The organism is Vreelandella arcis (genome assembly GCF_900103865.1).
In the GTDB taxonomy this organism is placed as follows: Bacteria; Pseudomonadota; Gammaproteobacteria; order Pseudomonadales; family Halomonadaceae; genus Vreelandella; species Vreelandella arcis.
Window position 1 is genome coordinate 185,205 of the sequence record NZ_FNII01000006.1, and the last position, 20,575, is coordinate 205,779.

Here is a 20,575-nt window from a genome sequence, read left to right on the forward strand (position 1 = left end):
ATCAGGGTTACATCGAAACGGGGCTTGAAAAAATATTGACAGTTTGGTTTGGCGTTGTCTATATCTTTTCAGAGGCACGGAGGATTCCTGATGGGCAGTGAAACCGAACAGTCGCACCCCAGCGTTGAAATACGAAATCGGCACGCAAACGGCCCCGTCGTTATCTTGTGCGAGCATGCTTCATGCCATATTCCTTTGAAATATCAAGGTCTTGGCCTGGAGCCTGACCATCGTCACAGTCATGCGGCATGGGATCCTGGCGCTCGTGGTGTGGCCGTGAAGCTGTCTAAGGTACTTCATGCACCGATGGTAGCGAGCCGTGTTTCGAGGCTCGTCTACGACTGCAATCGCCCGCCCGAAGCGGCCAGTGCGATGCCTGAACGCTCGGAAATTATTGACATACCGGGAAATTGCAACCTGACGGCAGCGCAGCGCGCCGACAGAGTTGAGGCTGTCTATCGCCCATTTTGCGACGCGATTACCAGCGTGCTGGCGTCTCGTAATGCCCAGACTATCCCTACGGTATTGATGACGATCCACAGCTTTACGCCAAGTTTTCATGGTCAAGCCCGGGATGTCGAGATAGGCGTTCTTCATGATGCCGATCGTCGAATGGCTGATGCGATGCTCGCGCAATCCCACCGTCTGCCACATAGGAACATCCAACGTAACGCCCCTTATGGGCCTGAGGATGGGGTCACCCATTCTTTGAAGCTGCACGGTATTGGCAACGGATTGCCGAATGTGATGATCGAAATTCGCAATGATCTGTTGGCGACACCCGCAGAGGAAGATTGTATAGCTCAAGAACTGTTGCAGTTGATTGATCCTGCCCTTGCAACCTTCGGCGTCAGCTTGCCACCTCAGGGAGGAAAGCAAGATGCCTAAAGCCATTCTCATTTATATCGGCTGTATCGATACGATGAACCGATTTATCGGCCGAATGGCGATGTATCTGATCTTTGTCTTGATTGGGGTGCTGCTCTGGTCATCCGCCTCCAAGGTATTGATGACGCCATCGATGTGGACGCTGGAAACCGCGCAATTTGTCATGGTGGCGTATTTCGTATTGGGAGGTCCTTACTCGATCCAGATGGGCTCGAATGTACGCATGGATCTCTTTTATGGCGAATGGAGCCCAAAAACGAAAGCTTGGGTCGATGCCATTACTGTCTTCTTCCTGATCTTCTATCTCGGCGTTCTCCTCTATGGTGGTTTGGTGTCGACGGCTTACTCGCTTGGTTATTTTGGCAAAGAGCCCTTTGATTTTTTCCTCAACCTCCTTGGAACGTTTTTGATTGAGGGGCCGTCAGCGGCGGGCGAAGAGCTTGGCTTCCTGGAACGCAGTCCCACGGCTTGGCGGCCCTGGTTGTGGCCGATAAAAACGCTGATTTGTTTCGGGGTTTTTCTAATGATCCTTCAATCGTTAGCCGAATTTTTTAGGGATCTAGGACGTCTTCGGGGAGTGATCGACTGATGCCGTATGAAATGATCGCCATTGTGATGTTTGGCTCGATGATGCTGATGCTGCTGACCGGGCAGCGTGTGTTTGGCGCGATCGGTTTTGTCGGGGCATTGGCGGGTGTCCTGTTGTGGGGAACTGGCGGTGTCGATATCCCATTTTCATCCGCGATGAAGCTGATGAAGTGGTATCCACTACTGACCCTTCCGATGTTCATCTTTATGGGATATGTGCTGTCGGAGAGCCGTATCGCAGACGATCTTTATAAGATGTTTCATGTCTGGATGGGGCCGGTCAAAGGGGGGCTGGCCATCGGTACGATCGGATTGATGGTGTTGATTTCAGCCATGAACGGATTGTCGGTGGCCGGTATGGCGATTGGCGCTACGATTGCCTTGCCTGAACTGCTTCGCCGTGGCTATGACAAGATCATGGTCACCGGTGTTATTCAGGCAGGTTCCAGTCTCGGGATTCTCGTTCCTCCCTCGGTGGTATTGGTGCTGTACGCGATGATCGCTCGCCAGCCAGTAGGGCAGCTTTGGCTTGCCGGGGTGTTACCGGGATTGATGATGGCGACGCTCTTTATCATCTACATTTATGTCCGCTGCCGTCTCCAGCCATCCCTGGGCCCTGCGCTGCCTCCCGAAGAACGCGATGTGTCCCTTACCGAGAAGTTGCGCTTGCTGAGAGCAGGTTTGCTGCCGCTAATGATCTTTGCGGTGATGATGGTTCCCTTCGTGAAAGGATGGACATCACTCGTCGAAAGCTCGGCTATCGGCGCAATGGCCGCACTACTAGCGGCGATACTCAAGGGGCGAATGACGCGCAAAGTGTTTGAAGTGTCAGTACGACAGACGCTGGGCATCACCTGCATGTTCATGTGGATTATCTTGGCTGCTCTAGCCTTTGGGGCCATCTTCGATGGCCTGGGAGCGGTTAACGCCATTGAGGATCTGTTCACCGCTCGTCTGGGATTATCCCCCTGGATGATCCTAATCCTGATGCAGCTGAGTTTTATCGTGATGGGAACCTTCCTTGACGATACGGCCATGCTGGTGATCGTGGCCCCACTCTACGTCCCGCTTGTCGATGCGCTGGGTTTCAACCTGATTTGGTACGGGGTGCTCTATACCATCACCACGCAAATCGCCTACATGACCCCGCCATTCGGTTACAACCTGTTTTTGATGCGCGCTATGGCGCCACCCGAAATTACTCTGCGCGATATTTACTGGTCGATTATTCCCTTCGTCTTGGTCATGACAGTGGCCCTCAGTCTAGTGATGATCTTTCCGCAAATTGCACTCTGGCTTCCCGGCTACGTTTATGGAAATTGACCTAACGAGAAATAAAAAAAGAGCCTCACCAAAGGCCGAATCCATGCTGTATCCGATAGTTAACATCAGGAGAGCAAAGAAATGACAACTAGACGTAATTTTCTCATCACTGCTGCATCCGGTGCTGCGCTTGCGCCACTGGCTTCAAGGGTCATGGCCCAGTCTTCCTCCGAGCCGACGATTAATTGGCGCATGCAGACCTATGCTGGTGCTGCCTTGGCCGAGCATGTTGCCAAGCCCGCCATCGACCTGTTCAACAGGATAGCCGGCGACCGTATGCAGATAGAGCTGTACTACGCTGATCAACTGGTACCCACAGGCGAACTCTTCCGTGCGATGCAGCGTGGCACCATCGATGCTGTGCAATCGGATGACGATTCCATGGCATCGCCTACCGAGGTTGCGGTCTTTGGTGGCTATTTCCCCTTTGGGACGCGTTACAGCCTTGATGTGCCGGTGCTATTCAATCAGTACGGGCTCAAGGAAATCTGGGAAGAGGAATATGCCAAAGTCGGCGTTAAGCATGTTAGTGCCGGCGCCTGGGATCCGTGCCATTTTGTTACCAAGGAGCCGATCCGGAGTCTCGACGACCTGCAGGGCAAGCGAATCTTTACCTTCCCAACCGCTGGGCGCTTTATGTCGCAGTTTGGCGTCGTACCGGTAACGCTTCCTTGGGAGGATATTGAGGTTGCCGTGCAGACCGGTGAGTTGGACGGAATCGCCTGGTCGGGTATCACGGAGGATTACACGGTGGGGTGGGCCGACGTCACCAACTACTTCCTCACCAATAACATCTCGGGGGCCTGGATTGGGCACTTCTTCGTCAATATGGAGCGCTGGGAAGCGTTGCCTGAAGATCTCAAGTTGCTGTTCGAATTGTGTTGCGAACAATCCCACTATTATCGCCAGCATTGGTACTGGGGTGGAGAAGCCCGCTTGCGCGTCCATGGCGAGAAGCTCGAGCTCACCACCATCCCGGATGACGAGTGGGATAAAGTGGAAAATGCTGCCCAAGAGTTCTGGGAAGAAATCGCGGCCCAATCAGACACCAAGGCTAAGGTGGTCGAGATCTTCAAGCAATACAATGCCGATATGCGAGAGGCCGGCAGACCCTACCGTTACGGCGATGCGTGAGGAGGCTCCGTGCCCTGGTTGCTATCGGGGCACATCATTTAAGCAAGTGGCCCGACGGATTGCCGGGCCTTGTCATGGTGAAAAGATAAGGAGCCTCACAAATGACCAATGCGCAGGCTTTGGATGCCCTTGAGGCCCTGAAAGCCAAGGTAGAAGCTGGCGACGTCGATACAGTGATTGTTTGTATTGTCGATATGCAGGGGCGCCTCATGGGCAAAAGGTTCCATGCACGTCACTTTGTGGATGTTGGCTGGGGCGAGACACATTGCTGTAACTATTTGCTGGCGACCGATCTCGAGATGGCCACACCTGATGGGTATGCGAGTACCTCCTGGAAGGCAGGGTATGGCGATTACATCATGAAGCCGGATATGGCCACACTGCGTCCCGTGCCATGGCTCGAAGGGACGGTCATGGTGTTATGCGATGTATTGGATCATCACACCCATGAGGCGGTACCCCACTCACCGCGGGCTATCCTCAAGCGCCAGCTTGCGCGTCTGGAAGAGATGGGCTTCGACTCGGTGATGGCCACCGAGCTTGAGTTTTTCATTTTTAGGAAGAGCCTCGACGAGATTCGCAAGGACGGGTTTCGTGATCTTGAACCGCTTAGTAGCTATAACGAAGACTACCATATCTTCCAGGCGACTAAGGAAGAGCATGTCTTGCGTCCGTTGCGCAACCATCTCTACGCCGCGGGTATTCCTGTTGAGGGGACGAAAGGTGAAGCGGGTCTAGGCCAGGAAGAGCTCAATATTCGATATGCGAAAGCTCTCGACGCAGCGGATTACCATACCATCGCCAAACACGCTACCAAGGAAATTGCTTGGCAGCAGGGGCGCGCGGTGACCTTTCTATCAAAGTGGCATAACGATCATTCAGGCAGCTCCAGCCATATCCATCAATCGCTGTGGCAGGGTGGTGCCTCTGCTTTCTTTGACGAAAATGATGCGCTGGGCATGTCCTCGCTGATGAAACATTATCTGGCAGGATTGCTTAAATACGCGACTGACTATACCTATTTTCTGGCTCCTTACGTCAATAGCTACAAGCGCTTCCAGAAGGGGTCTTTCGCGCCCACCCGTACGGTCTGGTCGGTGGATAATCGCACCGCAGGGTTTCGTCTGTGCGCTGAGGGGTGCCAATCGGTGCGCATCGAATGCCGTATTGGCGGGTCAGACTTAAATCCCTACCTCGCCATGGCCGCTCAACTGGCGGCCGGCATCCAGGGAATCGAGGAGCGCTTGGCATTGCCTCCGCCCGCCGAAGGTGACAATTACGATGGAGAGACGGGCCTAATTCCGCAAAATCTGCGCGATGCCCGGGACGCGTTGAAGCATTCGGCCATGCTGCGTGAGGCAATGGGGAATGACGTGATTGATCACTATACTCGTGCTGCCGAGGTTGAGTTAGAAGACTTTCAGCGAGTCGTTACAGACTACGAGGTGGCTCGAGGCTTCGAGCGATCATAACAATAGCCCAATGACATTGCGCCCTGTTCGGCCGAGAGCGCCTGGAAGTCGTGTTCCTGGTGGGTTTGTGGCGGAAGTGGGCAGGTGAATATGGGGCACACAAACACAGGAGATGACGATGGGTCATATTCTGAAATGCATCTCACCGATCGACGGGTCGGTCTTCGCTGAGCGTGATGCGCTGTCACCTGATGCAGCAAAGCAGGCAGCCCAGCGGGCGAGGTCGGCTCAGGCGAACTGGGCCGCAAGGCCAATTAAGGAGCGTGTTGACTTGGTTCGGGCCGGCATTGCCGCCGTGGGGGCGATGAATGACGAAGTGGTGCCTGAGCTTGCGCACATGATGGGCCGACCCATTCGCTACGGTGGCGAGTTTGGGGGCTTCGAGGAGCGCGGCGGCCACATGGCTGATATTGCCGAAGAGGCGCTGGCGGATATCAAGGTGGGGGAGGATGCCACGCTCAAGCGCTACATCAAACGCCTACCGCATGGGGTGGTGTTAGTGGTGGCGCCCTGGAATTACCCGTATATGACCGCGATAAATACGGTGGCACCTGCCCTGATAGCGGGCAATACCGTCTTGCTGAAACATGCGACCCAGACTCTGCTGGCCGGTGAGAGGCTGGCACGTGCCTTCCATTCAGTGGGTGTGCCCGAGGATGTATTCCAGAATGTGTTCCTCGATCACGATTCCACCTCGGCGCTGATTGCCGAGGGTGCGTTTGATTTCGTGAATTTCACCGGTTCCGTGGGCGGTGGATATGCCATGGAAAAAGCCGCGGCCGGTACTTTTACCGGTTTGGGTCTGGAGCTTGGCGGTAAAGATCCTGGCTATGTGATGGAAGATGCTGACCTGGATGCATCGGTTGCTTCGTTGATCGATGGAGCAATGTTCAACTCGGGGCAATGCTGCTGCGGTATTGAGCGAATCTACGTACATGAAAGCCTGTACGAGGCCTTTGTCGAAAAGGCGGTGGCGATTGTCGAGAGCTACAAATTGGGTAACCCGTTGGACGCCGATACCGATATCGGCCCTATGGCGAATGTTCGTTTTGCCAAGGAAGTTCGTGCCCAGATTGATGAGGCAGTGGCTGCCGGGGCCAAGGCCCACATTACACAAAAGCCCGAAGATGACGGCGGCACCTATCTGAGTCCTCAGATACTCACCCAGGTAACCCATGACATGCGCGTGATGCGTGATGAGAGCTTTGGTCCAGTGGTCGGCATCATGAAGGTCGCCGACGATGAAGAGGCAATCCGGTTGATGAATGACAGTCGGTTTGGTCTGACGGCCAGCCTATGGACTGCCGACGTTGAGCGCGCCCAGCGTGTCGGTGACCGGATTGAGACCGGTACGGTGTTTATGAACCGCGCGGATTATCTCGACCCAGGCCTATGCTGGACCGGTTGCAAGGATGCGGGTCGTGGTGGTGGTCTGTCGGTGATCGGTTACCACAATCTGACAAGGCCTAAGTCCTATTATTTGAAAAAGGTGACGACATGACGCTGATTGGAAACTGGACATACCCGACCCCCATCAGATTCGGTGCGGGCCGTTTGCAAGAGTTACCCGAGGCCTGTTCCGAGGCGGGCATCAACCGCCCTCTGCTGGTAACGGATCGAGGTCTTGCCGATTTGCCAATCACCCGTGCCGCGCTTGACGTTATGGAAGCATCAGGCCTTGCTTGTCGCTTGTTCGCCGAGGTGGATTCCAATCCGAATGAAAGAAACCTTGCGGCCGGGGTCGAGGCCTATCGTGCGGGCGAGCATGATGGGGTTATTGCCTTTGGGGGCGGCTCTGGGTTGGATTTGGGCAAAATGGTGGCTTTTATGGCCGGGCAGACGCGTCCGGTATGGGATTTTGAAGATATTGGCGATTGGTGGACGCGGGCTAACCCGGATGTGATCCCGCCCATCGTGGCAGTACCCACCACCGCCGGGACAGGGTCGGAAGTGGGCCGTGCCAGCGTTCTCACCAATTCCCAAACCCATGAGAAGAAGATCATCTTTCACCCCAAGATTCTGCCTGCAGTGGTGATCTGTGATCCTGAGCTCACGGTAGGCATGCCCAAGCCGATTACGGCGGGTACCGGGCTGGATGCGTTTGCACACTGTGTCGAGGCGTTTTCGAGCCCCCACTACCATCCCATGAGCCAGGGGATCGCGCTAGAAGGTATGCGATTGGTCAAGGATTACTTGCCGCGCGCCTATGCCGATGGCTCGGACCTTGAAGCAAGGGCTCACATGATGAGCGCGGCGATGATGGGGTCCACTGCGTTTCAGAAGGGGTTAGGCGCCATTCATGCGATGAGCCATCCCATTGGTGCGGTGTTTAACTCCCACCACGGCACTACGAATGCTATTTGCATGCCAGCCGTTCTTGAGTTCAACGCCGACGAAATCCGCGAGCGATTCGACATGGCGGCCGCTTACCTGGGTATTGAAGGTGGTTTTGATGGTTTTAGAGCCTTTGTTCAGGAACTCAACGATCAGATGGGCATCCCGCGTAGCCTCTCGGAGATAGGCGTTACCCTTGACCACATCGACGAGCTGGCGGAAAAAGCCATCCAGGATCCCAGTTGTGGCGGGAACCCAGTGGCATTGACGGTTGAGAATCTCAAGACACTGTTTCGACGGTGTGTATAAACGTCACACCAAGTCGACTTAAAATGCGGACATATTCTCTGCCAGATCAAGCTGAAAATCCGCTGAGCAATCAGTGGGTTTTTTTATGAGCAGTGCTTCAGTCAGTCTTCAGACAATGGTCGTCATTTAACCCGCGAACCACTAATTATCTGTCATCCTTGTTAATGACTGCCGCCATGGGCGTATCATGGCCTTAGCGTACAAGGAGAGTGGCAAACCATGGTTCGATACCAGACATTACTTAGTGCCGCCTTCCTGTTGATTCCCCGGCTGGCTCACTTCGCTTGGCGTGTATTGGGCAATTTCTTAAAGAATCGCGGCATCCTGCTTGCCGGTGGGGTGGGCTACAATATTTTGCTTTCCATCGTGCCGCTATTTGCTTTGCTGGTGGTGCTGTTGACGCAAGTAGTAGACGAGCAGCATCTCCTCAATGTTCTGGCAGTACAGGCGCGCCACCTTACACCTGCCCATGCTGAGGTCTTGTTGGAAGCTGTGCGCAGCCTGCTAGACTCCCGCGATGTGATCGGCATCTTTAGCTTTCCCGTTATGTTGATCTTCAGTTCCTTTGCCTTTCGTATGCTCGAAGATGCCTTGGCCATTATATTTCATGCGCCAGAGAGCCCTCACTTCAGGCGCAGCGCCTGGGTTTCGGTATTGCTGCCTTATGCCTTCATGCTGGTACTGGGCGCGGCGCTGTTGGCATTAACACTGGTCGTCACCCTGGCTAGTTCGCTCAATACGATGGTATTGGCGATTTTCGAGCGGGAGCTGCCGTTAGCCAGTTTTTCCGAACCGGTGCTTAACCTGACCAGCTTTGCCGGGGTGTTCTTGTTGTTCAGCGCTATCTATAAGGTGTTGCCGGTAGTGCGTATCGCTTTACGCCGAGCGGTGGTAGGTGGTTTTGTGGCAGCACTGTTATGGGAGGGCGTGCGGCTGCTACTGGTCTACTATTTCACCAATCTCTCGTTCGTTAATGCCGTCTATGGCTCCCTGGCAACACTGGTGATTGTGCTGCTTAGCCTGGAAGTCGGCGCCATCATTTTATTGCTGGGTGCCCAGGTTATTGCTGAGCTCGAGCGTAATTCACGCCTTGGCCTGCCATGGCATGTCGACCCCAATCGCCAAGCCATCACCCGAATTGACTAATGATGAGTCTCCCCGTTATTGATGGTGCGTAAGCACCCTTTATACCCATGGTAGGCCCTGATAGGCTTCCCTTGAATCTACCCAAGGCCTGAGGAGCGACCCAATAAAGCATTAGGTAGAAGTGAATAGAAGGTTTTAAAATTTTAATAACTTGTTTGCAGCCCACTCAACGTTGATGAACGCAACACACTGGCATCCTAGGGCCCTACTATGAATTTAAACGACGACCCTACGTTTCACACCTGGAGCCAGTCATTTTTCGAAGCGGCAATGTGGAACTCGCCCGATGCGGTGATTGTGACGACCGCCGAACTTGATCTGCCTGGCCCGCGTATCCTTTATGCCAACCCGGCCTTTTGTGAAATGACAGGCTACGAAGCGGGGGAGCTTCTCGGGAAAACGCCTCGCATTCTTCAGGGCCCCGACACTGATCCAAGGGTATTGCAGGCATTACGCGCCTCCCTGATCCGCGAGGAACCTTTTATCGGTTCCACCATTAATTACCGTAAGGATGGCACTCCCTATCAAGTCGAGTGGAGCACCTCCAACGTTAAAGATAAGGCGGGGGGGAGCGCATTTTTTGTCTCCTTCCAGCGTGTCGTTAACGCAGATTCGGCTCGCTTGCAGCACATGGAAGTCATCCTGCGGGCGGCGCCGGTTGGCATGATGCTAACCGGGCCCAACGGCATTATCGAGACCGCTAATGGAGTTGCCGAACAGATTTTCGGGTACTCGCCAGATGAGCTGAAGGGACAGCCGGTCGATTTACTGGTTCCAGACCAACTCAGGGTAAAACACGCCCAACATCGCAAAGACTTTGCTCAATCACCCCAGACACGGCCGATGATGCCTGAACGAGAACTTCAGGGGCAACGTCAAGATGGCAGCTATTTTCCTCTGGAAGTCGGCTTAGCCCCGATTAACATCGATGGGGTACCACATACCCTCGCCTCGGTGGGCGACGTTAGCGAGCAAAAACATATAGCACAGTCGATGGCGTTCCACGCCCGACTACAAACAGCCCTGGCGGCCTTTGGCCGAGCTGGGCTGCAGGGTGCTTCCCTCGACGAACTTTACCGGCAGACCGTCGAATTAACGATTGATGTTTTTGCTTTCGAGGCAGCGGTGCTGGTTGAACTGGGCTCATCGGGCCAACAAGGGAATGTTGTCGCAGGTATTTGTAGCACATTGGAGATACATTGGCCTGACACCTTACCACTGAGCAGTGACCCTTTAGCCAAGCTTGCAATGAAGGGCGGAGAGTACGCCATCGGTGAACTTCCCCCTATGCTTCGTGAGTCAACGGAAAATGGGGCTCAGTCAATCCAGACCCTATGTATTCCAGTACAAGAACCGGATCGGTGCTGGGGTCTGTTGTATGTATTCCGAGTTAACCAGGAAATACCCGATGAATGCTGTTTGCAAGGGCTCGCGGGCCTTACACATACGTTGGCCTCGGCGACACGGCGGGAGCGCGACCAACGTGACATGCACCAAGCTGCTCATCTCCGCTCGATTGCGGGTCAAATGGCTAATCTGGGAAGCTGGAGCTATGACCCGCAAAGCAAGGAAGTTCACTGGTCAGACGAAGTTTGCGGTATCCATGAACTGCCTAATGGCTACACGTTAACCAGAGAAGAAGGGCTCGCCTTTTACTTACCCAAATACCGTCAGCGAATCGCATCTCTGATCGATACCTGCGCCCAGTCAGGCAAGCCTTTCGACGAGGAAGCCGAGATCGTTACCGCCAAAGGTAATCAACGGCTAGTCAGAGTCATGGGAGCTTGTTTTGCTGGCAAGTCCAATGAAGGCGGACATATCCAAGGCGCTTTTCAAGATATTACCGACCAACGCCGAATCGAACAAAGTCTGGCACAGAGCCAAGAGCAATTCAGGCAACTCGCTGATGCAATGCCCAATATTGTCTGGACTGCTGATGCAGAGGGACGATTGGATTACGCCAATCGGCGCTTTCAGGAAGTTACCGGCATATACAATGAGGCGTTACCTGGAAAAGGCTGGATCCATGCCCTGCACCCTGGTGACGAGCTCCGGTGCAAGGAGGCTTGGTATAAAGCCGTCGCGAACCAAGAGAACTACAGTATTGACCTGCGTCTATATCACAAGAGAGATCATCACTATTGCTGGTATCGAGTCAGTGCCGTTCCTGTTCGGAATGCTCAGAGCCAGGTGTATAGGTGGTATGGCAGCGCACTCAACATCCATGACCGCAAAGTGCTAGAGGAAGAGCTCACTCAGTCCGCCAACATGCTGACCCAAACACTGGAGAGCATCACCGATGGTTTCTTTACCTTGGACAGACACTGGCAAGTCCAATATTTCAATCTTGAAGCCGAGCGGTTATTAGCTACGTCACGCGATGCGGTATTGAACAAAAGCATTTGGAATGCCTTTCCCAACGCGGTGGGATCTGATATCGAAAGTGAGTTTCGCAAGGCGATGGTTGAAAGCGTTACCGGTAATTTCGAGTATTTCTGCGCTGATTTAGACACGTGGCTTGAGATCCACGCTTATCCTACAAAAGATGGCCTTACCGTCTATTTCCGCGACATTACAGAGCGGAAACAGAGTGAAGATCAGATTGAGTTTCTGGCGTTTCACGATCCACTGACGCATCTGCCGAATCGCCGACTTTTTCAAAAACGGCTTGACGCTATCATTGCGATAAAAAATAAAGCTCAGACATACGCTGGGGTCATGCTGATAGATCTGGATCACTTTAAGGTTCTCAATGACACCTGGGGGCATGGGCGGGGGGATCAGCTTCTCAGTGCGGTCGCCCGTCGCCTCGAGAGTTTTGAGGACGAGGGATTCTATGCAGCACGCCTGGGTGGCGATGAATTTACGATCCTGATCGAGCACCTCGGCACTTCACGCGAAGCGGCTATTATCGAGCTAAAACGCATTGCCGAGCGAGTCCGCGCGCTTATTGGCGAACCTCTTCAAAACGGAAGTTTCGTTATGCAGCGTACCTGTAGTATTGGGGTTACGTTGGTGGATCTAGACGGTGACAGCTTGGAAGAGGTAATGAAACGTCTCGACCTTGCTCTCTATGATGTCAAACATCGTCATCGTAATGCAGTGGGGCTGTTTGATCCCGCGCTGCAAGCAAAAGCCAACCTCAGAGCATGGCTTGAAAGCAGCATTCCGGCAGGCATCCAGGCGAATGAGTTTATGCCTTACTACCAACCCAAGATGAACAGCGAAGGGCGCTGTGTGGGAGCTGAGGCCTTAGTGCGCTGGCATCATCCTGAGCGAGGTATTATTTCGCCCGCTGAGTTCATTCCTTTTGCTGAAGAGACCGGGTTGATTGGGATGCTTGGTGAGTCGATTTTCAGGAAAGTGTGCGAGCAGATAGCCCGTTGGTCGACGTTAGATACGCTTAACGACATTGAAATATCCGTCAACGTCAGTGCAAGGCAGTTTCATGAGAGTGGCTTTGTTAATGAGATCACCACCATTATCAACGAGACCGGGATCGATCCGAAAAAAATCCAGCTCGAAGTGACCGAGACGCTTCTGCTTGGTGATCTTGAGCAGACGGTGGAAAAGATGAATGCCTTGCGTAGCATTGGCATTAGCTTTTCTCTGGATGACTTCGGCACTGGCTATTCATCCTTGGCCTATCTCAAGCAGTTACCGCTGGATGTTCTCAAGATCGACCAGAGCTTTATACAGAACCTGCCTGACGACAGTGACGATGTAGCTATCGTACAGACGATTATTGCCCTGGCTGGAAGCTTGGGCCTTGAGGTGCTGGCTGAGGGGGTAGAAGAGAAGAAAATTCAGGATTTTCTAATGCATGAAGGTTGTCATGCCTTTCAGGGCTACCTCTACAGTCGGCCTTTACCCGCTGACGAGTTCGAACGTTATCAGTCAGCGCGGAAAACCTCGTACTTTTAAGTGCGAGGATGGATAGCGCGGCATCCGCTAGGACGCCTTGTGTCTTGCTAGCTTACAGTATCTCACTTAAACTGTAAGCCATGAAAACCGAACGCGCTTTCAAATACCGCTTTTACCCCACGCCCGAGCAGGCAACCTTGCTGGCACGGACGTTTGGGTGCGTGCGGTTTGTCTGGAACGCGGTGCTTCGCTATCGCACCGATGCGTTCTATCAGCGTCAGGAAAAGATCGGTTACAACGACGCTAGCGCGTTTCTAACGCAGTTGAAAAAGCAGCCTGACACCGCGTTCCTGGCCGACGTCAGTTCGGTGCCGTTGCAACAATGTCTGCGACATCAGCAAATGGCGTTCAAACACTTCTTTGCCAAGCGGGCACGCTATCCCAGCTTTAAATCCAAAAAGCATCGCCAGTCGGCCACCTTTGCCAGTTCGGCGTTTTCATACCGTGACGGCCTGATCACGCTAGCCAAGTGCAGCGAACCGCTTACTATTCGCTGGAGCCGCGACTTGCCCGCCCCTCCGAGCAGCGTCACCGTCTCGAAAGATGCAGCCGGTCGCTATTTCATTAGCTGCTTGTGCAAAGTGGATACCGACGCCCTCCCGATCACGCCAAAGATGGTGGGCATTGATCTCGGGCTAAAAGATCTGCTCGTGACCAGTGACGGAATGCGGGTTAACAACCCCCGCCATACGGCGCGCTATGCCCGCAAGCTGGCGCGGGCGCAGCGTCAGCTATCACGCAAGCAAAAAGGCTCGAATAACCGTGCCAAGGCGCGGCTAACGGTCGCTAAATGCCACGCCAAAATTGCCGATACCCGGCTTGATCACCTCCATAAACTCACCCGCCAGATCGTCAACGAGAACCAAGTGATCGCGGCGGAGAGTTTGCAGGTTAAGAATATGGTCAAAAATCGGCCTCTATCCAAAGCCATCAGCGATGTCGGCTGGGGTGAGCTGGTGCGCCAGCTTGACTACAAGGCGGCTTGGGCGGGACGGCAGTTCGTCCAAATTGATCGCTGGTACCCCAGCAGCAAGCGCTGCCTGGGCTGCGGGTATGTGATGGCCTCTCTGCCGCTCAATGTTCGCACCTGGGACTGCCCAGGCTGCGGCACCCAAGGCATTGACCGTGACCTCAATGCCGCCCGCAATATCCTACAAGCAGGCACCGCGCTGTTAGCCGGTGCCGAGAGTTGAAGTAATACCGAAGGGCATTCGGGAATATACGCCTGTGGAGTTTGTGTAAGACCGGCAATGCCAAGGCATTGAAGGCAGCGAACAACGAAGCAGGAACCTGGGAGGTGACAACCAGGGAATCCCCTTCCTTTCCGCCGCAAGGCGGCAGCGCAAGCTGAGGGAGGGGAGGATGTCAAATAACGGGGCTCGATGCCCCGGTGAACTCGATCCATAAATGAACGACGCGATATTTTATACAAAGAGCCCCGTTAACGCGGGGCTTGTAGCTTTGCCTTGTTCCACCCGCCCTGAATTTGAGCGTAAGTGCCCCTAGCAGGGCAGGTATCAAATAACCGCAGGCATTGTTCCTCGCCATGAGGCTTTGCTGTAAAGTCGTTTAGATCACACTGGCAATCATGAACAACATGCTTGTCGTACCGGAGCGTGTTTGCGTTAATGCCTAGAAACAGCGACCTTTTTTCAGCCGAGCACGAACAGCAGCGCTTAAAAGCCCTGGACGCGTACCAAATCCTCGATACGCCCGAGGAGCCAGCGTTTGATGAAATCGTCGAGATGGCTTCCTTAATCTGTGATGCGCCGATCGCCGTCATCAACTTCGTCGATCGCGACCGGCAATGGTTCAAATCGGTAAAGGGGCTATGCGTACGTGAAACCCCACTGGATATCTCGATTTGTGCGCATGCCATTTTGCAGCCTGATCTGTTCATTGTGCCCGATACCACTCAGGATCCGCGGTTCGCCAACAACCCCCTGGTGACCGGCGAGCCTCATCTACGCTTTTATGCTGGAGCGTTGCTAAAGAGTAACGATGGCTATCCGTTGGGGACGCTTTGCGTGCTCGACTATCAGCCCCGAGAACTGACTGAACGTCAATGCTTTGCGCTCCAGGCGCTCGCCAATCAGGTCATGGCACACATGGAGCTGATAAGGACTCATCGCGAACAGGCCGGGCTGATTCGTGAACTAGAAGAAACCCGGCTGGAATTGTCCAAGCTTGCCACCACCGATCAGCTTACCGGCTTACTTAATCGACGAGCCTTCGAGCATCGTCTTGACCAGGAGTTGGCGCTGATCCAACGCGATAATCACCCCGCCAGCTTTATTATGATCGACTTGGATCACTTTAAGACAATCAATGACACCCTAGGGCACCAGGCTGGAGACAAAGTCCTCGCGCGCTTTGCTAATCTTTGCCGAGAGGTATTTCGGCAAGCCGATGTGATCGGCCGCTGGGGAGGCGAGGAATTTGTGGTTATGCTGCCAAGCTCCAGCGTGGAGGAAGCCCGTCACGCGGCCGAGCGACTTCACAAACGACTTGCCACTACGCCCATGCTGGAAGACACCTCCTCACCGCTGTATATCACCGTCAGCCTCGGGATTTGCTTGCTTGCCGGTTCCAGCACCTTTAATGATTGCTTGTATAAAGCTGACAACCTTCTCTACCAGGCAAAAGAGCAAGGCCGCGATCGCACAGTCTATGAGCAACCAGGAACGTTCTCCTCAACGTCATCTTGAGGGTTCAATCAAACCGGATCCCTATATCGATGGCAAGCGTAGTTGCCGTGATGATTGCTGACCGAATGCCGTAGAAATTCCTACCGAGGGGGAAAGATTTAATCGTTTCTTAAGATATTGTCACGATGATGGGGCAAGTATCCCGTGACATCATATCGAGGAGAACGTCATGCCCCTTGCCCCTTCTTTCAATGCGCCTTTTCAGCCCGCCTTTTGTCATTTCCGGACGCTCTTGCTGGTAGCGTTGGGCATTATATGGTTATTCGTGAACAGCCGTACCGTGCCCTGGTCAACGCTGGATTTTCCGTTAGGCTTGATTGCCTTGATGGCAGGAACAGTATGGTTTTTGATTCCGCATAGTGATACGTATCTGGAACGTGATGATCTCGATGATGTTTGCTTAAAAGAGGTGTTATATAGCGTGACCATCGCGACGGTGTTAACCATGGCGGGGTTACATTTGATAACTTGATACAGACATCTGAAATATAAAATGCGTCGTGAATAGGGAGAAGGAATGTTGTTACCGATGTTGGCCATCGTGGTAGGGGTGATCTTGCTCCTATGGAGTGCTGATCGCTTTATTGACGGTGCGGCGGCCGTTGCGGTTCATGCAGGCCTCCCGCCGTTGTTGATAGGCATGGTCATCGTCGGGTTTGGTACCTCGGCACCTGAAATTGTCGTGTCGATCATGGCGGCGGTGGATGGTAACCCGGATTTAGCACTGGGCAATGCGCTTGGGTCAAATATCTACAATATTGGCCTGATCATTGGCGTGACGGCGCTCATCATGCCAATGGCTGTGCATTCAAAAATCATTCGTCGCGAGTTACCCCTACTTTTCTTGTTTGGTTTGGTAGCGGGTATTCTCTTTTGGAACGGTGACCTCACTCGCCTTGAGTCATGGGGTCTGTTAGCCAGTTTTTTTGGGCTAATGGGATGGACAACGTGGACGGCATTAAAAGGTCAGAAAGATCCGCTCAGCGCTGAAACTGAGCAGACCTTGGGTGAAGAACCCATGCCAAAAAGCAAGGCGGTTTTTTGGCTCGTTGTGGGCCTTGGATTACTCTTAGTGAGTTCTCGGATGCTGGTTTGGGGGGCTGTCTCGGTAGCCAGTGCGCTAGGGGTGAGCGACCTTATCATCGGTCTTACCATCGTGGCGCTTGGTACCTCGCTGCCCGAACTGGCGTCTTCGATCATGGCGGTGCGCAAGGGTGAGCACGACATTGCTATCGGCAATGTTGTTGGTTCTAGTATGTTCAATCTGCTGGCCGTCGTCGGCATCGCTGGCGTTATTACCCCTATGGATGCGCTATCACCCGAGATTATGCTGCGTGATTGGCCAATGATGATGGCGATGATTGTCGGCTTATTTATTATGGGCTATGGGTTTCGTGGGGAAGGGCGCATCAACCGATTCGAGGCCAGTGTGTTGTTGATGGCGTTGTTGGGATACAACGGCTGGCTCGTTAATACGGTACTAACGGCCTAGTCATCAGGCAGACCTTTTAACCAATGGCGACATTCTGATGACGAAAACATTTTCTGGAAGTGTTTGAATTCAGCGGCAGTTCTAGCGTCACCCTGGTCAGACAAAGCGCTATTTGTGCCGCGCTACTTGTGGGTTGGCGGGCAAGGCGCGCATGATGGACTCAAACGTCTTTTTTGGAGTTATCTTCCATGCGTGTTTTCGCCAACCCAGTCGGCGCCGGTACTCTCTGGTTCGACAATCTCACCACTGCAGATGGAACCCCGGTCGCCTATGACCCACAGGCGCGGGCTTTTCTGCCGATGCCGCCGTTCTGTGCTAATCGAGAAAGAATCGGCTGCAACTGGATAGCACCAGAAGAGGGGGCGTTTTGTCGTTCCTGTGCCATGACGGCGCTGGCCCCTGATCCTACCATCCCTAACGCCATCCCCAACTGGGCGCAGACGGAGGCGGCCAAGCGGTGGGCACTGGATAACCTTGGGCGCTGGCATTGGTTCCGGCCGGAAGATCCAGGCGCACCGCCGGTGTTTCATCTGTTGGCTGAAGGTCCAACACCGGTTCCCATGGGGCACGTGGCAGGCGTAGTGACTATTAGCGTGGCAGAGGTTGATCCGGTGTTGGTCGCCACGCGTCGCGAGGCGCTGGAAGAGCCGTATCGCACCATGATTGGCCACATGCGTCATGAAATTGCCCATATGCTTTGGTGGCGGTTGAGCTTGCGTGATGATTTTCTTGACGCCTTTCGTGCGATGTTTGGTGATGAGCGCATCGATTACCCGGGGGCGCTCCGCCACCACTATGAAAATGGCCCGCCGCCGGAGTGGAAGCAGCATTATCTGACAAGCTATGCTTCTGCGCACCCTCATGAAGATTGGGCGGAGACGGCAGCGCACCTGCTGCACTTGACCGACATTGCCGACAGTTTTGTTGCCACCGGCCTGTCATCACCGCAAATCCCCAACGGTGGCTGGGATCCTTATTCGGAGCCCGATGCCGATCAACTGATTCATGTTGCCGCTTCGCTCACCGTAGGCGTCAATCATATCAACCGCTCGATGGGGCTATCGGATCTCTATCCGTTTGTGCTGTCAGACCACGCTCGCCATAAACTGGCCTTCGTGCACAACTGGTTACGGCGGGGTGCCCAAGGGCTTTGAGGCTTAAGTGTCGCGATAGGTGAGGCGCTACGGTGAATGGCGCCGTAGCGCCTCACCTAACCCAGCAAAGTAGTGGCCAAATAACCCGTTAGTTCGCTCTCGTTGTTCGCCTTGAGGGTAAAGCCCTAGTGTTGCTTCAGGCGAGGCTTTGCTGCCTTTCACTAAAAAGTGATTCTTTATCGTCGCGTCTTGCACGAAGGCTTCAAAAGCGCGGGCGCAGAGTTCTTCGGGCTTGCTGTAATAAAGCTGGCCCAGTTGTTTATCCATCTTTACTGAATGATTAAACAGTTCACTCGGCTGGTCTCCCTCCGGCTGGAGAAGTATCGCCTTGAAGCACTGTATGAGCCGATCATTAAGCGGGTGGGCAATGGGCGTGGCATCCGCAAGCCAGGCGGTGGAGGCGAACATCCCACTGGACGTGCCGCGAAAGCATTTGGTGGCAATATAATGATCGAAGGCGTGAAACCACTCGTGAGCAATGCTGCCCGGACCGGCATTTTTGGCCAGCGCAAAGCTGCGTTGGCTGGGGTCGTAATGGGCAGATACCCCCGGTCTGCCGCCGCTGCCGTACTGCAGTGCGAGCGAGCCGCGAAGTGACACCAGCGCTTCCGGCCCTTGCAAAATCAACATTAAATCGCACAGCGCATCGTGGAAGAGTTCCGCTGCGCGATCGCGTTCGATGTTCGTCACCCAGCGGCCAATTTCAATAGAGCGAAAATCAAATTGACGTCGAATGAGCGCGAAGCTACTGGCGCGTTCAAGGCGGTGCGCTGGCCCATTACGATAAAATTCACGCGCGTTAATGCTCACGGGGATCTCGCTGTGATGTGGGGTGGCGTGTTTCTCTATGGTATCGCGGCGGCATCTAGTTTGCGCGGTTAGCTCATGCCACAATCTACTCTGATATCGTTGGGTTTAATGTCAACGGTTTTGATGCCGTTAGCCACCTTCGCCTACCAACAGGCTGGGGTTGATGCTAGCAAACTCGATTGACCAGTAAGGAATGCAATGAAGTCTATTATTAATGTAGGCCTAGTGGGCTACGGTTTTGCGAGCAAAACGTTTCATGTGCCGTTGATCCGTGCCACGCAGGGGCTAGACCTAGTCGCTGTCTCCTCAAGCGATGCAGCAAAAGTGCATGCCGATTTACCCGACGTTGATGTTGAAAGCCAAGCGCTGGCGTTGTGCGAGCGTAAGGATATCGATCTCATCGTGATCCCCACGCCCAACGATACGCACTTTCCGCTCGCCAAAGCGGCGCTGACGGCAGGTAAACATGTGGTAGTGGATAAGCCGTTCACCGTAACGCTTTCCGAAGCGAAGCAGCTCAAAACCTTAGCGACGAATAAAGAGCGTATGATCTCGGTGTTTCATAATCGTCGTTGGGACAGCGACTTTTTGACCATCAAGGCGCTGCTTGAGGCGGGAACCTTGGGTCGGGTGACCGGTTTTGAGTCGCATTTTGATCGCTTTCGGCCTGAGGTGCGTGATCGCTGGCGGGAAAAAGCCACGCCAGGCGGCGGGATTTGGTACGACCTTGGCCCTCACTTGTTGGATCAAGCCTGTGAACTATTTGGCATGCCAAATGCCATTTTGCTGGAGTTAGGTGCGCTACGTGAGGGCGCTAAGGCGGACGACGATTTCCTGGCGCTACTCGAGTATGACGGTTTACGCGTCACACTTGCCGCAGGCACTCTGGTGGCCGAGCCGACGCCGCGTTTTCGGATTCACGGCACCCAAGGCAGCTTCATCAAATACGGCTTGGATCCGCAGGAAGATCGCTTGAAAGCTGGCGAGACGCCCGCGCCTCAGTGGGGTGAAGATACTCAACACGGTGTTTTGACGCTGCGAGACGGCTCGGAAGAAGACGCCCCGCTGGTGCGCCATGAACACCCCACCCAACCCGGCGATTATTTGGCCTATTACCAGGGTATTGCCAGCGCGATTCTCGATGAAGCGCCGCTGCCGGTGAATATCGACGACGCGATGCGCAGTATGTCACTGCTAGAGGCGGGGCTCGATAGTCATCGCCAACGGCGTTGGATCTCGCTGAAAAACCACCTGTAAGTAAACGCTTACTGAGTGGGGCGACCGCTCGGTCGC

16 protein-coding genes are annotated in these 20,575 nt (G+C 54.0%); 15 read left to right on the forward strand and 1 reads right to left on the reverse strand.

What is annotated here, in order from left to right:
* Positions 1–90 precede the first annotated feature (90 nt).
* The 14 genes from BLR97_RS09125 to BLR97_RS09190 all read left to right on the forward strand — a co-directional run bounded on the left by BLR97_RS09125 (position 91) and on the right by BLR97_RS09190 (position 18,472).
* Positions 91–888: an N-formylglutamate amidohydrolase gene (locus BLR97_RS09125; protein ID WP_089705253.1), complete on the forward strand. Its 798-nt coding sequence runs from the start codon at positions 91–93 to the stop codon at positions 886–888.
* Positions 881–1,477: a TRAP transporter small permease subunit gene (locus BLR97_RS09130; protein ID WP_089705256.1), complete on the forward strand. Its 597-nt coding sequence runs from the start codon at positions 881–883 to the stop codon at positions 1,475–1,477. The genes BLR97_RS09125 and BLR97_RS09130 overlap by 8 nt, the downstream gene beginning before the upstream one ends.
* Positions 1,477–2,799, forward strand: coding sequence for a TRAP transporter large permease (locus BLR97_RS09135; protein ID WP_089705259.1), 1,323 nt, complete (start codon positions 1,477–1,479; stop codon positions 2,797–2,799). The genes BLR97_RS09130 and BLR97_RS09135 overlap by 1 nt, the downstream gene beginning before the upstream one ends.
* Positions 2,800–2,880: 81 nt before the next feature.
* Positions 2,881–3,933 (forward strand): TRAP transporter substrate-binding protein, encoded by a 1,053-nt coding sequence (locus BLR97_RS09140; RefSeq protein ID WP_089705262.1) that lies wholly within the window; start codon positions 2,881–2,883, stop codon positions 3,931–3,933.
* Positions 3,934–4,034: 101 nt separating this feature from the next.
* A complete protein-coding gene (locus BLR97_RS09145) occupies positions 4,035–5,405 on the forward strand; it encodes a glutamine synthetase family protein (protein WP_170833006.1) in 1,371 nt (456 codons plus the stop codon).
* Positions 5,406–5,523: 118 nt separating this feature from the next.
* Positions 5,524–6,906, forward strand: coding sequence for an aldehyde dehydrogenase family protein (locus tag BLR97_RS09150; protein ID WP_089705265.1), 1,383 nt, complete (start codon positions 5,524–5,526; stop codon positions 6,904–6,906).
* The gene (locus tag BLR97_RS09155; RefSeq protein WP_089705268.1) at positions 6,903–8,048 is read left to right on the forward strand and encodes an iron-containing alcohol dehydrogenase; all 1,146 of its coding nucleotides are present in this window, start codon (positions 6,903–6,905) and stop codon (positions 8,046–8,048) included. Before BLR97_RS09150 ends, BLR97_RS09155 begins: the two co-directional genes overlap by 4 nt.
* A gap of 219 nt (positions 8,049–8,267) precedes the next feature.
* Entirely contained in the window at positions 8,268–9,194 is a 927-nt protein-coding gene (locus BLR97_RS09160) for a YihY/virulence factor BrkB family protein (RefSeq protein ID WP_089705272.1), read from the forward strand.
* Positions 9,195–9,404: 210 nt separating this feature from the next.
* The gene (locus BLR97_RS09165; RefSeq protein ID WP_089705275.1) at positions 9,405–13,118 is read left to right on the forward strand and encodes an EAL domain-containing protein; all 3,714 of its coding nucleotides are present in this window, start codon (positions 9,405–9,407) and stop codon (positions 13,116–13,118) included.
* An 80-nt stretch (positions 13,119–13,198) separates the two neighbouring features.
* The gene (locus BLR97_RS09170) at positions 13,199–14,311 is read left to right on the forward strand and encodes an RNA-guided endonuclease InsQ/TnpB family protein (protein ID WP_089705278.1); all 1,113 of its coding nucleotides are present in this window, start codon (positions 13,199–13,201) and stop codon (positions 14,309–14,311) included.
* 435 nt (positions 14,312–14,746) lie between these two features.
* A complete protein-coding gene (locus tag BLR97_RS09175; protein WP_089705281.1) occupies positions 14,747–15,826 on the forward strand; it encodes a sensor domain-containing diguanylate cyclase in 1,080 nt (359 codons plus the stop codon).
* A 169-nt stretch (positions 15,827–15,995) separates the two neighbouring features.
* Positions 15,996–16,298 (forward strand): hypothetical protein, encoded by a 303-nt coding sequence (locus tag BLR97_RS09180; RefSeq protein WP_089705283.1) that lies wholly within the window; start codon positions 15,996–15,998, stop codon positions 16,296–16,298.
* A gap of 45 nt (positions 16,299–16,343) precedes the next feature.
* Positions 16,344–17,318 (forward strand): calcium/sodium antiporter, encoded by a 975-nt coding sequence (locus BLR97_RS09185; RefSeq protein ID WP_089705288.1) that lies wholly within the window; start codon positions 16,344–16,346, stop codon positions 17,316–17,318.
* A 188-nt stretch (positions 17,319–17,506) separates the two neighbouring features.
* The gene (locus BLR97_RS09190) at positions 17,507–18,472 is read left to right on the forward strand and encodes a zinc-binding metallopeptidase family protein (protein ID WP_089705291.1); all 966 of its coding nucleotides are present in this window, start codon (positions 17,507–17,509) and stop codon (positions 18,470–18,472) included.
* 27 nt (positions 18,473–18,499) lie between these two features.
* Here BLR97_RS09190 and BLR97_RS09195 read toward each other — a convergent pair whose 3' ends face one another.
* Positions 18,500–19,282: a CLCA_X family protein gene (locus BLR97_RS09195; protein WP_089705294.1), complete on the reverse strand. Its 783-nt coding sequence runs from the start codon at positions 19,280–19,282 to the stop codon at positions 18,500–18,502.
* A gap of 198 nt (positions 19,283–19,480) precedes the next feature.
* Here BLR97_RS09195 and BLR97_RS09200 point away from each other — a divergent pair, with 198 nt between their 5' ends.
* On the forward strand, positions 19,481–20,539 hold the full coding sequence (locus BLR97_RS09200; protein ID WP_089705297.1) for an oxidoreductase: 1,059 nt from the start codon (positions 19,481–19,483) through the stop codon (positions 20,537–20,539).
* Positions 20,540–20,575: the final 36 nt, after the last annotated feature.